Origin of the sequence: Ammoniphilus sp. YIM 78166 (assembly GCF_004522215.1) — a bacterium.
Classification (GTDB): domain Bacteria; phylum Bacillota; class Bacilli; order Aneurinibacillales; family RAOX-1; genus YIM-78166.
In genome coordinates, this window is sequence record NZ_SDLR01000004.1 from 550,939 (window position 1) to 565,148 (window position 14,210).

At 45.3% G+C, this 14,210-nt stretch carries 20 protein-coding genes; 18 read left to right on the forward strand and 2 right to left on the reverse strand.

The window, feature by feature from the left end:
* Positions 1-33 precede the first annotated feature (33 nt).
* From EIZ58_RS19335 to EIZ58_RS19405, 15 genes are all read left to right on the forward strand, one after another.
* Positions 34-1,224, forward strand: coding sequence for an acetyl-CoA C-acetyltransferase (locus EIZ58_RS19335; RefSeq protein ID WP_134702506.1), 1,191 nt, complete (start codon positions 34-36; stop codon positions 1,222-1,224).
* A 112-nt stretch (positions 1,225-1,336) separates the two neighbouring features.
* Positions 1,337-1,528: a hypothetical protein gene (locus tag EIZ58_RS19340; protein WP_167577798.1), complete on the forward strand. Its 192-nt coding sequence runs from the start codon at positions 1,337-1,339 to the stop codon at positions 1,526-1,528.
* A 275-nt stretch (positions 1,529-1,803) separates the two neighbouring features.
* Complete coding sequence (locus EIZ58_RS19345; protein ID WP_134702508.1) at positions 1,804-2,019, forward strand: AtpZ/AtpI family protein; 216 nt, start codon at positions 1,804-1,806, stop codon at positions 2,017-2,019.
* Between the two features lie 4 nt (positions 2,020-2,023).
* A complete protein-coding gene (locus EIZ58_RS19350; RefSeq protein WP_134702509.1) occupies positions 2,024-2,416 on the forward strand; it encodes an ATP synthase subunit I in 393 nt (130 codons plus the stop codon).
* 18 nt (positions 2,417-2,434) lie between these two features.
* Positions 2,435-3,166: a F0F1 ATP synthase subunit A gene (atpB, locus tag EIZ58_RS19355; protein ID WP_134702510.1), complete on the forward strand. Its 732-nt coding sequence runs from the start codon at positions 2,435-2,437 to the stop codon at positions 3,164-3,166.
* 91 nt (positions 3,167-3,257) lie between these two features.
* A complete protein-coding gene (gene atpE, locus EIZ58_RS19360; protein ID WP_100523472.1) occupies positions 3,258-3,473 on the forward strand; it encodes a F0F1 ATP synthase subunit C in 216 nt (71 codons plus the stop codon).
* 105 nt (positions 3,474-3,578) lie between these two features.
* Complete coding sequence (atpF, locus tag EIZ58_RS19365) at positions 3,579-4,067, forward strand: F0F1 ATP synthase subunit B (protein ID WP_240689198.1); 489 nt, start codon at positions 3,579-3,581, stop codon at positions 4,065-4,067.
* Positions 4,064-4,612, forward strand: coding sequence for a F0F1 ATP synthase subunit delta (locus EIZ58_RS19370; protein ID WP_134702512.1), 549 nt, complete (start codon positions 4,064-4,066; stop codon positions 4,610-4,612). Before atpF ends, EIZ58_RS19370 begins: the two co-directional genes overlap by 4 nt.
* A gap of 16 nt (positions 4,613-4,628) precedes the next feature.
* Entirely contained in the window at positions 4,629-6,140 is a 1,512-nt protein-coding gene (gene atpA, locus EIZ58_RS19375; protein ID WP_134702513.1) for a F0F1 ATP synthase subunit alpha, read from the forward strand.
* 52 nt (positions 6,141-6,192) lie between these two features.
* On the forward strand, positions 6,193-7,050 hold the full coding sequence (gene atpG, locus EIZ58_RS19380; protein WP_134702514.1) for an ATP synthase F1 subunit gamma: 858 nt from the start codon (positions 6,193-6,195) through the stop codon (positions 7,048-7,050).
* A gap of 39 nt (positions 7,051-7,089) precedes the next feature.
* A complete protein-coding gene (gene atpD, locus EIZ58_RS19385) occupies positions 7,090-8,490 on the forward strand; it encodes a F0F1 ATP synthase subunit beta (RefSeq protein WP_134702515.1) in 1,401 nt (466 codons plus the stop codon).
* Positions 8,491-8,525: 35 nt separating this feature from the next.
* Positions 8,526-8,936, forward strand: coding sequence for a F0F1 ATP synthase subunit epsilon (locus EIZ58_RS19390; protein WP_134702516.1), 411 nt, complete (start codon positions 8,526-8,528; stop codon positions 8,934-8,936).
* A 137-nt stretch (positions 8,937-9,073) separates the two neighbouring features.
* Positions 9,074-9,331 carry an AbrB/MazE/SpoVT family DNA-binding domain-containing protein gene (locus EIZ58_RS19395; protein ID WP_134702517.1) on the forward strand — a complete coding sequence of 86 codons (258 nt, stop codon included), beginning with the start codon at positions 9,074-9,076 and terminating at the stop codon, positions 9,329-9,331.
* Complete coding sequence (locus EIZ58_RS19400) at positions 9,322-9,771, forward strand: type II toxin-antitoxin system VapC family toxin (protein WP_134702518.1); 450 nt, start codon at positions 9,322-9,324, stop codon at positions 9,769-9,771. Before EIZ58_RS19395 ends, EIZ58_RS19400 begins: the two co-directional genes overlap by 10 nt.
* A 312-nt stretch (positions 9,772-10,083) precedes the next feature.
* On the forward strand, positions 10,084-10,422 hold the full coding sequence (locus EIZ58_RS19405) for a helix-turn-helix domain-containing protein (RefSeq protein ID WP_134702519.1): 339 nt from the start codon (positions 10,084-10,086) through the stop codon (positions 10,420-10,422).
* Between the two features lie 177 nt (positions 10,423-10,599).
* Here the strand turns inward: EIZ58_RS19405 and EIZ58_RS19410 are convergent, their stop codons facing one another.
* Together EIZ58_RS19410 and EIZ58_RS19415 are read right to left on the reverse strand one after the other, a co-directional pair.
* Positions 10,600-11,277 carry an IS1/IS1595 family N-terminal zinc-binding domain-containing protein gene (locus tag EIZ58_RS19410; protein WP_167577799.1) on the reverse strand — a complete coding sequence of 226 codons (678 nt, stop codon included), beginning with the start codon at positions 11,275-11,277 and terminating at the stop codon, positions 10,600-10,602.
* A 143-nt stretch (positions 11,278-11,420) separates the two neighbouring features.
* Positions 11,421-11,900: a low molecular weight protein-tyrosine-phosphatase gene (locus tag EIZ58_RS19415; RefSeq protein WP_134702521.1), complete on the reverse strand. Its 480-nt coding sequence runs from the start codon at positions 11,898-11,900 to the stop codon at positions 11,421-11,423.
* Between the two features lie 186 nt (positions 11,901-12,086).
* Here EIZ58_RS19415 and EIZ58_RS19420 point away from each other — a divergent pair, with 186 nt between their 5' ends.
* Genes EIZ58_RS19420 through EIZ58_RS35060 form a run of 3 tightly spaced genes read left to right on the forward strand, consistent with a single transcriptional unit; the run spans position 12,087 to position 14,205 of the window.
* Complete coding sequence (locus EIZ58_RS19420) at positions 12,087-12,455, forward strand: NADH-quinone oxidoreductase subunit A (RefSeq protein ID WP_134702522.1); 369 nt, start codon at positions 12,087-12,089, stop codon at positions 12,453-12,455.
* Complete coding sequence (locus EIZ58_RS19425) at positions 12,446-12,970, forward strand: NuoB/complex I 20 kDa subunit family protein (RefSeq protein ID WP_134702523.1); 525 nt, start codon at positions 12,446-12,448, stop codon at positions 12,968-12,970. Before EIZ58_RS19420 ends, EIZ58_RS19425 begins: the two co-directional genes overlap by 10 nt.
* The gene (locus tag EIZ58_RS35060) at positions 12,967-14,205 is read left to right on the forward strand and encodes an NADH-quinone oxidoreductase subunit C (RefSeq protein ID WP_305034122.1); all 1,239 of its coding nucleotides are present in this window, start codon (positions 12,967-12,969) and stop codon (positions 14,203-14,205) included. Before EIZ58_RS19425 ends, EIZ58_RS35060 begins: the two co-directional genes overlap by 4 nt.
* The last annotated feature ends 5 nt before the right edge of the window (positions 14,206-14,210 follow it).

Sequence of the window (14,210 nt, forward strand, 5' to 3'; positions counted from 1 at the left end):
AAATAGTGCATTCGACGGAGGTTAGAGAGACAAATGAGTAAAAGAGATGCAGTAATCGTAAGCGCAGTTCGTACAGCCATCGGAAGCTTTAACGGATCCTTAGCCAGCCAGTCTGCTGCTGACCTAGGTGCCGTAGTATTGAAGGGTGCTTTAGAGAAGGCAGGAGTAAGTGCTGATCAAGTAGATCAAGTCATCATGGGGAACGTTCTTCAAGCGGGTGCTGGCCAGAACCCTACACGTCAAGCGGCCATTAAGGCAGGCTTGGACGTAAGCGTACCAGCTATGGGGATTAACATTCTTTGCGGATCTGGACTAAGAGCCGTTCACCTAGCTGCACAAGCGATTGCTGTTGGAGAGTCCGACGTGGTTCTAGCAGGTGGGATGGAGAGCATGACTCAAGCTCCTTACGTTTTGCAGAATGCACGTAATGGTTTCCGCATGGGCGACCAAAAAGTGATCGACAGCATGATTCATGATGGATTAACATGCGCCATGAACAATTATCATATGGGTATTACCGCTGAGAACCTAGCGGAAAAATATGAAGTGACGAAAGAAGAGCAAGATCAATTTGCTGCATGGAGCCAACAAAAAGCGGAAAAGGCCATTACAGAAGGCCGTTTCAAGGACGAGATCGTTCCTGTTGTGATCCCACAGCGCAAGGGAGACCCTATCGTATTCGAAGTCGATGAATTCCCTCGTAAAGGCGCAACCGTCGAAGCTCTTGCTAAGGTGAAGCCTGCATTTAAAAAGGATGGATCCGTATCTGCGGCGAATGCTTCCGGTATTAACGACGGAGCAGCTGCGTTGCTTGTGATGAGCAGAGAGAAAGCGGAAGAACTCGGATTGAAGCCATTGGCTGTGATCAAGGCTAACGCTACTTCTGGTGTAGATCCAAGCATCATGGGTATTGGTCCTGTTCCTGCTACGAAGAAAGCATTGGAATTATCCGGATTGTCTCTTCCTGAGATTGATTTGGTTGAAGCCAATGAAGCTTTTGCTGCTCAAGCGATCTCCGTGGATCGTGAATTAAGCTTTGATAAAGAAAAGTTGAATGTTAACGGCGGAGCGATCGCTCTTGGACATCCGATCGGAGCAAGCGGGGCACGTGTACTTGTTTCGTTGATCCATGAGATGGCGAAGCGTGATTCGAAGTACGGTTTAGCTACTCTTTGCGTTGGCGGCGGTATGGGTGTCGCTACGATCATTGAGAGAGAGCAATAATAAGCAATATGGAGAGGACGTCCCAGGAGAGGGGGCGTCCTTTTTAATATTTGGAATAAAGTTTCTTAAAAGGAACACCATAATACTGCTTACAAAAAAAGGAGGGATTATGGTGTTAGGTAAATGGATTAAACTCATTCTAGTAGGTGCTTTACTCACGGTTCCAATGGGGTGCGGTGCTGCAGGGACTCGAATCCAGCAAGAGCGACAAGCCGAGCTCATGGATGAGCGTGAGGACGAGATGATGAACGATCCAGCTACGGAGTATCGTCAAGAGCAAATCGAAGATCAATTTGGTGAGTAGATGGAAAAAATCAATAAAAAAATACGTTAATCACCATCCTCATAGTATAAATATGACGAAATGATGACAAACTTTATCGGCATTATTGACAAATCCTTGTCAAATCAGTACTATGGGTGAGGGAGTTATACAATGAGAATGCAACTGAGAATTTTGTCCGCCATGGACAAGGTGAGATCTAAGCATATTGTTGAGGGGTAGCCTTTTCTACCTCTGTTCATAATGAGCATGAAGCCGTTATGAATCCCATCTTTACATTTGGAGGGTAAACCATTTTGGCTAATCCGCAATCGTCTTGGAAGGCGGTTTCCTTGGTCAGTTTAATCGGAACTAACCTCGTGATTTGTACTCTTTTAGGAGTATGGCTCGGTAGGAGACTGGACGAACAATGGGGTACGGCTCCGTGGATGCTCGTGATGGGTGTGTTGCTGGGCATGGCTGTTGGGGTCTTGGTCACCATACCAGTTATGAAGCGGTTTTTAGGGGATTAAACAGATGAGGGATGACTACATTTTCAGAATGCGCCGTTTGGTGCAATGGACCGTCTATGTTCTGGCGGGGGCGATCCTTGGATGGGGATTTAGCGCTAACAAGACGTGGTTTGCAGGTCTAGCTTTAGGAATTACATTTGGGTTATTGAGTGCGGTCTTCACTGCTTGGAAGGTCCATCGTGTTGGGGAGATTGCAATTCAATATAAAGGTGAACGAAAGAAAGCCTCTCTAGGGATGCCTACAAGATTTGCTCTGGCCATCTTAGCGACCTTAATCGCTACAAGATATCCGGACTATTTCCATGTGATTGCTATGGTTATAGGGTTGGTTATTCCGTCTTTGATTGCTTTCATCGATTCCCTGTACTTAGAACTACGATTACAAAAACGACGCTGAAGAAGGGGGTGAATTATAATGGAGCACGGCCATCCGATAGTGACTTTTTTGGGCATTGATTTTAACCTTTCAACAGTGATGATGTCTACAATTGCTGCGCTAATTGCGTTCCTTATTGCGAGAGCAGGAGCAAAGGCAGTGACTGAAGGCGCTCCGTCTGGTATGCAGAACGTCATGGAGTATATTATTGAATTTATTCGAAATACAATCGCTAGCACCATGAGCTTAAAGCAAGGTGAACGCTATATCGGATTAGGATTTACCATCGTGATGTATATCTTTATTTCCAATATGCTCGGTCTGCCTTTTGCCATCGTAGCCGATACGGCAATTGGAGGAGAACATACATTGTGGTGGAAGTCGCCAACGGCTGACCCGCACGTCACATTGACGTTATCTGTAGCCATTATTATTCTCACGCAGATTTTTGGGATTAAGGAACATGGTGTTGGAGGATTCTTGGGAAGTTATCTTAAGCCACAGGCTTGGATGTTGCCGCTCAATATCATTGAGCAGATTGCAAACACCTTGACATTAGGTCTTCGTTTGTTCGGTAACATCTATGCGGGTGAAGTACTATTGACTTTACTTGCCGCAGCCGTTTACGCTGGAGTGTTTGGTGCAGTTGGAGCGGCATTGCCAATGTTAGTATGGCAAGCGTTCAGTATCTTCGTCGGGGTTATTCAGACGTTTGTATTCTTAATTCTTACGATGGTTTACATTTCTCACCGCGTAAGTCACGATCACTAAGGTTTTAATATCTCAACCTAATCTTTGAGATTTAAATACATTTAATTTTACTAAATTATAATCTAATGGATGAAAAGGGAGGTCTCTTGTTATGACAGGAGCATTAGCAGCAGCTATCGCTGTAGGACTAGCAGCTATCGGAGCAGGTGTAGGTAACGGTTTAATCGTAAGTAACACAGTAAATAGTATCGCGCGTCAACCAGAATTAAGAGGAACTCTTCAAACTACAATGTTTATCGGGGTAGGTCTTGTTGAGGCGATTCCAATCATCGCGGTTGTTATCGCGTTCATGTCTCTTGGTCAATAAGAGACCGGACAATTATGAAGTGGCGATGGTTCCAAATTGAACCTCGCCATTCCTTATGTTAATTGAGAATCCTCAAAGGATAACAATCGGGAAGGAGTGAATCCTGTGCCACATGTAGAATGGGGAACAGCCCTCTATCAGCTTTTTATATTTATCGTTCTATTCCTGTTGTTGCGCAAGTATGCTTTAGGCCCGATCATGGGAGTAATGAATGCTCGCAGCGAGAAGATTGCTAACGATATAACTGCCGCGGAAAAGAACCGCCAGGAAGCGTTGAAACTAATGGAAGAGCAAAAGGCTGAATTAAAAGCCGCTCGTCAAGATGCACAAAAAGTATTGGAAACTGCTCGCGTATCCGCTGAGAAGCAAGCAGAAGATATTGTTGCCAGAGCTAAAGAAGAAGCTGAGCAGTTTAAGAAAACCGCTCAAACGGACATCGCTCGTGAGAAGGAGCAAGCGATGGCTGCCCTTCGTGAGCAAGTTGGAGCTTTATCTGTTATGCTAGCAACGAAAATTATCGAAAAAGAACTGGATGGCCAGCAGCAAGAAAAGTTGGTTTCCGACTTTCTTAAAGAGGTAGGCGAAGCGAAATGAGTAGCGCGGTAGTAGCAAAGCGTTATGCCCAAGCTCTGTTTGAGGTCGCTTCGGAGAAAAAGCTAATTGATGCGGTCGAGCAAGAGCTTGATCAAGTGAAGCAGCTTTTTGATGAGAACCCTGCCTTTTTGCAGTTCTTGCAGCATCCGCAAATTGCGGACAGCGCCAAGAAACAAGAAGTGAAGGCGATTTTCGAAGGGAAGCTTTCGGAAGTAACTTTTAACTTCTTGAATCTTTTAATTGATAAGAAGCGTGAAGATATTTTCCCTATGATTCCTAAGTACTTTACGGAAAAAGCGAACGAAGCTCGCGGATTGGTTGATGCGATCGTAACTTCGGTGAAGCCGTTGACAGAGGAAGAGAAGCAAGGGATTGTAGCTTCATTTAAGAAGCTTTTAAATAAGGAAGTTCGTGTGACTAACCAACTCGATCAGGCCATTATGGGCGGAGTGGTAGTCCAGGTGGGCGACCGTTTATATGACGGCAGCGTTGCCGGTAGATTGAATCGTTTACAGCAGAGCTTAAAACAAGCTCAAGTACGTTAGATTGGGGGGTACTGGCGTGAGTGCAATCAGACCTGAAGAAATCAGTTCTCTCATCAAGAAGCAGATAGAGAACTATAAAGCTGATATACAAGTAGTGGACGTAGGTACGGTTATCCAGGTGGGTGACGGTATTGCGCGTGTACACGGTTTGGAAAATGCCATGTCTGGAGAACTTTTAGAGTTCGGTAATGGCGTAATGGGTATGGCGTTGAACTTGGAAGAGGACAACGTAGGGGTTGTAATTCTTGGTCCTTTCACTGGTATTAAAGAAGGAGATCAAGTAAAGCGTACAGGACGTATCATGGAGGTTCCTGTTGGAGAAGCGATGCTTGGCCGCGTAGTGAATCCTCTAGGACAACCGATTGATGGATTAGGTCCAATCGAAACGACTCATTTCCGTCCAATCGAGTCTCCAGCTCCTGGCGTTATGGCTCGTAAATCCGTTCATGAGCCAATGCAAACGGGTCTTAAAGCGATCGACGCTTTGGTTCCAATCGGACGCGGACAGCGTGAGTTGATCATCGGTGACCGTCAAACGGGTAAAACCACTGTGGCAATCGATACGATCTTGAACCAAAAAGGTCAAAACATGATTTGTATCTATGTGGCGATTGGTCAGAAGCAATCTACCGTTTCTGGTGTTGTGGAAACTCTTCGCAAGCATGGTGCACTAGAATATACCATCGTAGTATCCGCTACAGCATCTGATCCAGCTCCATTGTTGTTCTTGGCTCCTTATGCTGGGGTATCTATGGGTGAGTACTTCATGTACAGCGGAAAGCATGTACTTTGCGTATATGACGACTTGTCTAAGCAAGCTGCTGCTTACCGTGAGCTTTCCTTGTTGCTTCGTCGTCCTCCAGGTCGTGAAGCTTATCCAGGGGATGTATTCTATCTTCACTCCCGCTTATTAGAGCGTGCAGCGAAGTTGAATGACGATCTTGGCGGAGGATCTTTAACGGCTCTTCCTTTCATTGAAACTCAAGCAGGTGACGTATCTGCTTATATTCCTACTAACGTTATCTCCATCACGGATGGACAGATCTTCCTTGAGTCTGACTTGTTCTACTCCGGGGTTCGTCCAGCGATCAATGCGGGTCTTTCCGTATCTCGTGTAGGGGGTTCTGCTCAGATCAAGGCGATGAAGAAGGTAGCGGGTACGCTTCGTTTGGACTTAGCCCAATATCGTGAGCTTCAAGCGTTTGCTCAGTTTGGTTCTGACTTGGATAAAGCGACTCGTGCTCGTTTGGACCGCGGGGAGCGTACGGTTGAAATCTTGAAGCAAGGTGTTAACGAGCCGATGGTTGTTGAAAAGCAAGTTATCTCTCTATACGCTTTGACTAAAGGTTTCATCGATGATATCGCAGTAGAAGACGTTCGTCGTTTCGAAAAAGAAATGTTGGCGTACTTCGATGCTCAAAAGAAAGACTTGCTTGAGCACATCCGCAACACGAAGGAACTTCCTTCTGATGATCAGTTGAAAGCAGCGATTGAAGAGTTCAAGAAGGGCTTTGCTCCTTCCAAGTAAGCCTCCCACAGTGCCTGCGAATAAACTGAATCGTTAAAGGTGGTGAAAACAAATGGCTTTAGGAACACGCGAGATTAAACGCCGGATTAAGAGCGTTAAAAATACAAGACAGATCACCAAAGCGATGAAGATGGTTGCTGCTGCGAAGTTGCGTCGCGCTCAAGAGCGCGCGCAGGCTTCCCGCCCCTATGCCGAGAAGATGAAGGATGTCATCTCCAGTATTGCTTCTGGTACGACAGTGAAGCACCCGATGCTTCAAACTCGTCCGGTTAGGAAAACAGGATACTTGGTTATTACATCTGATCGCGGTCTAGCTGGCGGTTTGAACAGTAACTTGTTGCGTATGGTGGTTAACACAATTAAAGAACGTCATGCAAGCAAGGATGAATATGTGATCTTTGCGGTAGGGAAAAAAGGTCGTGATTTCTTCAACAAGCTAGGTTATTCCTTGATTGATGAAGTAACTGGAATCGCCGACTCCCCGAACTTTGCTGATATTAAATCAATCGCGAGCAAGGCAGTTACGTTATTTGCTGAAGAGAAGATCGATGAACTGAACTTGGTCTACAGCAAATTCCAAAGTGCTTTAACTCAAATTCCAACAGAAGTTCGTCTGTTGCCATTGGGTGAAGTCGAAGCTGCTAATGCTGCTGCGAAAGTGAGCTATGAATATGAGCCTTCTGCGGAAGAAGTGTTGAACGACTTGCTTCCAAAGTATGCTGAAACTTTAATCTTTAGCGCCCTGCTTGATTCCAAAGCGAGTGAGCAAGGAGCGCGCATGACGGCAATGGGTAACGCAAGCGATAACGCAAGCGATATGATTGGCAAGTTAACCTTGACCTTCAACCGTGCCCGTCAGGCAGCGATTACGCAAGAGATCTCCGAGATCGTTGCTGGAGCGAATGCGTAATTCGTACGCCCAATTGGAATTTGAGAAGGAGGGAATACGATGAGTAAAGGACGCGTAGTTGCGGTCATGGGTCCGGTTGTTGACGTTCAGTTCGACCGTGGACACCTGCCTGCGATCTATAACGCTATTAGAATTGAAGGCCAAAATATCAACCTTACTTGTGAGGTTGCTATTCACTTAGGAGATAATCTTGTCCGTGCCATCGCGATGTCTTCTACGGACGGTTTGGTTCGTGGAATGGAAGCGACGGACTTAGGAAAGCCAATCTCTGTTCCTGTAGGAACAAAGACTTTGGGTCGTGTATTTAACGTATTAGGAGAGCCAATCGACTTGATGGACGCTCCAGAAGGCGTTGAAACGTTGCCGATCCACCGTCCAGCTCCATCTTTCGATGAACAAGCTCCAGCTGACCAAATCCTTGAAACAGGGATTAAGGTTATCGACTTGCTAGCTCCTTACGCTAAGGGTGGTAAGATCGGGTTGTTCGGAGGAGCAGGTGTAGGTAAAACGGTATTGATCCAGGAATTGATCAATAACATCGCACAAGAGCATGGTGGATTCTCCATATTCGCTGGTGTAGGGGAGCGTACTCGTGAGGGGAATGACCTTTACCACGAAATGAAGGATTCCGGCGTTCTTTCTAAAACCACCATGGTATTCGGTCAGATGAATGAGCCTCCAGGCGCACGTATGCGTGTTGCTTTGACAGGCTTGACGATGGCTGAGTATTTCCGTGATGCAGAAGGCCGTGACGTATTATTATTCGTAGATAACATCTTCCGTTTCACGCAAGCAGGTTCCGAGGTATCCGCGTTGCTTGGCCGTATGCCATCTGCGGTAGGTTACCAGCCTACACTTGCAACGGAAATGGGTCAATTACAAGAGCGTATCACATCCACGAAGAAGGGTTCTGTAACTTCGATCCAAGCGATCTACGTTCCTGCGGATGACTATACGGATCCAGCTCCTGCAACAACATTTGCTCACTTGGATGCAACAACGAACCTTGACCGTGGTATCTCCGAGTTGGGTATCTACCCTGCGGTAGATCCATTGGCTTCTACTTCTCGTCTTTTGACGCCAGAAGCTTTGGGTGAAGAGCATTACCAAGTAGCACGTGGAGTTCAGGCTGTTCTTCAACGTTATAAGGAATTGCAAGACATCATCGCCATCCTTGGTATGGACGAGTTGTCTGATGAAGATAAGCAATTGGTTGCTCGTGCACGTAAGATTCAACGTTTCTTGTCCCAGCCTTTCCACGTAGCAGAGCAGTTTACTGGGTTCCCTGGTAAGTATGTACCTGTTAAGGAAACGGTTCGCAGCTTTAAAGAAATCTTGGATGGTAAGCACGATGACCTTCCAGAGGTAGCCTTCTTGTACGTGGGTACAATTGAAGAAGCTCGCGAAAAAGGACAAAAGATGTTGGCGGAAGCAAAATAAGCTGACCCTGACCTTTCAAGGGGAGGAGCGAAAACATGGATACTGTAAAAGTAGAAGTAGTGACTCCTGAACGGGTAGTTTATAGCGGAGACGCCAAGATCGTCGTCGTGAAGGGTATTGAAGGGGAGCTCGGTATTTTGCCGAACCACATTCCTTTCGTTACACCGTTAAAAATCGCACCTGTTCAGGTGAAAAATGCAGGCAGTGAAGATCTAATCGCGGTGAGCGGCGGCTTCATGGAAGTCCGTAAGGATAAGATCACGATTCTTGCTGAATCGGCTGAGCTTCCTCAGGACATCGATGTCAACCGTGCTCAAGCATCCAAAGAACGCGCAGAACGCCGTTTGGCTGAAAGCCGTCAGGATAACTTAGATTTTAAACGTGCTCAATTGGCTCTACAACGCGCCCTTGTCCGTATTCAAGTCGGAAGCAAAGGCAAGAAGTAAGAGCTTAGGTCGAGAAGCCCTTAACCTTTTGGTTAGGGGTTTTTCTTGTTGCTTGGCGTTGTTAATGGTGTTTGATAATTTCTAAATATGTATGATAAAATGCAAATATGTAAGAAAATTATCAAGGTGGTGAGAAAGTGGAGAACACCTTAAAAGCATCTGAAAGTGAAATAAGACAGCGTTATCAAACAACGATCCCACAAGAAATTAGAGATCAAGCTAAATTAGATGTCGGTGACAATTTAATTTGGAAGTATGACAAAACAAGAGATGAAATTATCGTCATTAGAAAACCTAAAAGTTTTTCCGATGCGATATGGGGACTTGGCAAAGAAATGTGGGAAAACGAATCTACTGATGAGTATATTAGAAAGGAACGTAAAGGATGGGAATAGATAATGCTCTAGAAGGGTATAAAAAAGTGGCATTAGACACTAACATTTTCATCTATGCGTTCGAACAGCATCCTACTTATGGTCAAGTTGTAAAAAGGATATTTGATAAGATTGAACAAGGTCATTTAACTGGTACTACATCAACGTTAACTTTGACTGAGATACTTGTTAAACCTATCAAAGAAGGCAATAACATGTTAGAAAGAAGATACAAACTTTTAATAAATAATTTCCCAAATCTTGAAGTAGTGCATGTAGACATTGCGGTAAGCGAGCAGGCAGCGTTATTAAGAGGTAAGTATGGACTGAAAACTCCTGATGCCATACAGGTTGCTTCTGCAATGGTTTCAAATTCAGATGTATTTATAAGCAACGATGTTAGACTGGAAGCAGTAAAAGAAATTCCAGTATTTTCGGTTGGTAAGATTATCGAGTCTTAATTAAAGGGGCTCAATTATGACGTAAACCTAAAATCATCATGAATGATGATTTTTTTTTGAACAAATATTAAGAACCAACACATTTCGCTCTGTGTACGGACATGAATAACGAAATAAACGAACTGCTGACCGCATAATTAAAAAGTTTAGGAAAACTTTAGAATTTCTTTTATGTTAAACCTTTACAAGTGGACAAATTTGGATTAACTTAAGGTTAGTGGAGAGTGATAGTCGGATAGACCTATCAGGTTGGACTTGATAGTTCTTATTACATATATAAGCTAGCTACTTGATATCAAGGGGGATAATAGGATGTCTTCATTAGGTCGTGAGTTAAAGCGGTTACGAGAATTACGAGGATTAACATTAGAAGAAGCATCGAATCGAGTAGAAATTACAAGACAATATTTAAGTATGCTTGAAAAAGGACAAAGAAAGTCGGCCTCCTTTGACATTATGAATCGAATTTCAGAGATTTACGATGTCCCTATGGATTACTTGAGAAAGTTTATTGCAGAATCGGCAAAAGAATTAACGGAAGAAGAATTGCGGATATGGACGGAACTAAACCGACGGGCGGAAGAAGAAGTATATAAAATGGGTAATCATCTAGGTAATGTTATGGCAGATGATCATAAACAAAGCAGTTAACGAGGGCGATGGCGAAAGAGGTCATCGCTTTTTTGTTTTTTTTTTGTTTTATATGTGGGTGTAGGGGATAGTGTGTTTATCGCTTTCAGTTATAGAACATTGTGGGTGATGTGTGGATGTTATGTAGATGGTATGCAGATGGTATGCAGATGGAATGTGGAATGAAGAAACAAAAGTTTACGAGACGGACTTAATAGTCCTATAGGTCTGATCAATTGAAATCGAGCTTGATATTAAAAGAAAATCGGTCATGGTCTCCACTAGAACATTTTTACTCCTGCTGAAAACAAAACGGAACCAACTGACATAGCGTCCAAGGTACTTCTCTTTGATCCAATTAAAATGGCGAATCCAAAAGATAAAATGGGAGCTTTCCATTTCCGATACGACATATCTAGGAGGATGGATTCCAACTGGAAGGTATCCATCTGTATGGGTATGAATTTGGTAGTCTAGGAAGAGTTGGATAGCGCGACTGAGTTTATGCCGCCAGTAGAAAAGGGTCACATAGGAAATGCCCACACAAATGGCAGAAACTCGAAGAGATTCTCCTTGTACCATGCATTTTAAGAAAGGGATCCATTTATCAGGGTAATGAGTGCGGTGGACAGGGGTATTGGTATAGTCATTAAAGGTACGTGAGCAAGACTTGCATTTGTAACGTTGGCGATCTCGATATCGGCCGTGGCCAATGATATGGGAACTTGAACAATGGGGGCAGGCAATGGTGGATGCTTGTTTGGAGGCGAGAAGTTTTTGAAAAAGAGTTTTGATCGATTCTGCATCGGTATAGCGTATGTAGGACTGGCGAAGAGAAGGTCGCTTATTATACTTAGTAGAAAGTATCGTACGCATAAGGCTACGATTAGTAACTCTCTTATAAGAAAGAGGGAACTTTATCACAGACATCTCTCCTTTCGGAACGTATGTTCTTATTATAAATCAATCCCTCTCTTGCCGTCCACCCACAATGTTCTTTAACTGAAAGGCACTAAGACCTATTTCCCCCCTAGACCATGCTCTTTTGCTATTTCATCTAAAAACATCTCACAGGAGCGCCGCACAATATGATAGGTTTCTAAAAAGGCTTCATCCCCTAAGCTCCATGGATCCGGGACATCTTCACCCAGCCCCAACTCGTCAAAGTCACGCATCAAGAATAGCTTTCCTTTTAATGCCCCGAGTTTGGTAATGTTGCGCCGATTGGATGAATCCATGGCTATGACGTAATCCCACTGATCAAGATCCTGCCCCGTGAATTGACGAGCCCGCTGAGTGTCAATAGAAATTCCATGGCGAAGGGCAACTCGTCGAGATCCCGGGTCAGGCTGTTTGCCTACGTGGTAGGCTGCCGTTCCGGCAGAGTCAATGTAAAAACAATCCTCCCAACCTTTTTCCCGGACTAACTCACGGAAAATCCCTTCACCTAAGGGCGATCGGCAGATGTTGCCTAGGCAGACGAATATGACTTTTATCACAACTTGTAACCTCCTTTTTTGTTACTATATCAAAGATGCGGGAATATAAGTATACAATCTAAAGAGGAGGGGGAAGGAAAGGAAAAACATTTAAGTTGAAAGTTAGACACGGCGGTAAACTATTTGTTATACTGTTCTATGGAATGTGATGTATTAATTTTTTTGAGGTAATGGAGGGAAAAGCAAATGGCTGAATTGTACTCCAATAATTACCTGATTGTCGCCATATTTTTATTCCTGGGGTTAGCCCTTCCGGTTGGAGCGTTGACTGCGGGGCGTTTTTTGCGTCCACATAACCCGCATGATGCCAAGCGGACCACGTATGAGAGCGGGATAGATCCCATTGGAGGCAGTTGGGTACAGTTCAACGTAAAATACTACATGTATGCTCTTTTGTTTGTAGTATTTGATGTTGAGACGATCTTTTTATATCCTTGGGCCGTTGCCTACGAAGAACTAGGACTTTTTGCACTTGTTGAGATGCTTATCTTCGTTGTGCTGTTGCTCATTGGTTTAATCTATGCCTGGAAAAAGAAGGTGCTAGAATGGAACTAAAATTTAATTTAGAAGGCATCTCTCCTGAGGAACAAGAAGAGCTCAATCGTAACGTATTCGTTACTTCCCTTGAGCAAGTGAAAGCATGGTCTCGGAGTAACTCGCTATGGCCCCTCGGTTTTGGTCTGGCCTGCTGTGCGATCGAAATGATGGCGACTGGCGGTGCTCACTATGACTTTGACCGATTCGGGGTTATTTTCCGTGCCTCCCCGCGTCATTCCGACTTAATGATCGTGGCGGGTACGGTTACGAAAAAAATGGCGCCTGCGCTACGACGTTTGTATGACCAGATGCCTGAGCCGAAGTATGTAATTGCAATGGGAGTCTGTGCTACCGCTGGGGGTCCGTATGTAAATTCGTATTCCGTAGTCAAGGGAGTGGACCAGATCGTCCCTGTTGACGTATATATCCCTGGCTGTCCACCGAACCCTGCTGCGCTTATTTACGGGGTGAATAAGCTGCAGGAGAAGATTCGCTGGGAAGCGAAGACTGGGAAGAAGGTGACCAGTCAGTGAGCGACAAGCCATTCAACGAAATGACAGAAGAAGAGAAGAAAGCGGCGAAAGCCAAAGCAATTGCTGAAGCCAAAGCGAAAGCTCAGGCCAAGCTCAGAGGGGAAGAACCGCCTGCAGCTGAAGCGCCAGCCCCAGCTGCGGAGAAGCCTTTCTCCGAAATGACAGAAGAAGAGAAGAAGGCAGCCAAAGCTAAAGCAATTGCCGAAGCCAAGGCAAAGGCCCAAGCCAAGCTGAAGGGTGAGGAAGTCGCAGCGCCAGCTCCAACCGCAGAAAAACCTTTCTCCGAAATGACGGACGAAGAAAAGAAAGCGGCGAAAGCGAAGGCGATTGCAGAAGCCAAAGCCAAGGCCCAAGCCAAGCTGAAGGGTGAGGAAGCCCCAGCCCCTGCAGCAGAGAAACCTTTCTCCGAAATGACGGATGAAGAGAAGAAAGCGGCCAAAGCCAAAGCGATCGCCGAAGCGAAGGCCAAGGCAGCAGCGAAGTTGCAAGGGGAAGCCGCCCCGCCGGCCGTTCCTGATAAACCTCTAAGCGAAATGACCGATGAAGAGAAAAAAGCCGCCAAAGCCGCTGCTGTTGCTGCCGCCAAAGCCAAAGCTGCAGCCGCGATGAAGGAAAAGGAAGGCGGAGCTCCAGCATCAGCAGATGATGAGAAGGCGAAAGCGATTGCAGCAGCAAAAGCCAAGGCCGCTGCAGCAGCAGCTGCCAAAACGAAAGCCGCAGCTGAAGAAGCCCCGGCCGCACCGAAAGAGCCATCACCGAAGCAGCCTGTGCTGGATCGAATCGTCAGCATCCTCACGCAAGAGTTAGGCAGTGATGTGGTGGAAGAGTCCTACATCAAAGAAAACAGCAAGCACATGCCTACGATCGTTGTGAAACGGGAAAAATGGCTAGAAACAGCCACTCTTCTTAAAAATCATTCGGATTTATCCTTTGATTATGTCTCCAATTTACTTGGTGTGGATTACAAAACTCATTTAGAGAGTGTAACCTACCTATATTCTTATCCGAACAAGCATTCACTCGCTGTCCGAGTGAAAACGAAAGACCGAGAGGATACCAAACTAGCTTCCGTGGCTAGCCTTTGGGCAGGAGCCAATTGGCACGAACGCGAAAGCTATGATTTGCTAGGAATCGTTTATGAAGGCCATCCAGACTTGCGCCGGATCATGCTGACAGACGATTGGGTCGGGCATCCTCTTCGCAAAGACTACGAGCAATATGACGAGGAGGTGTAATCGTC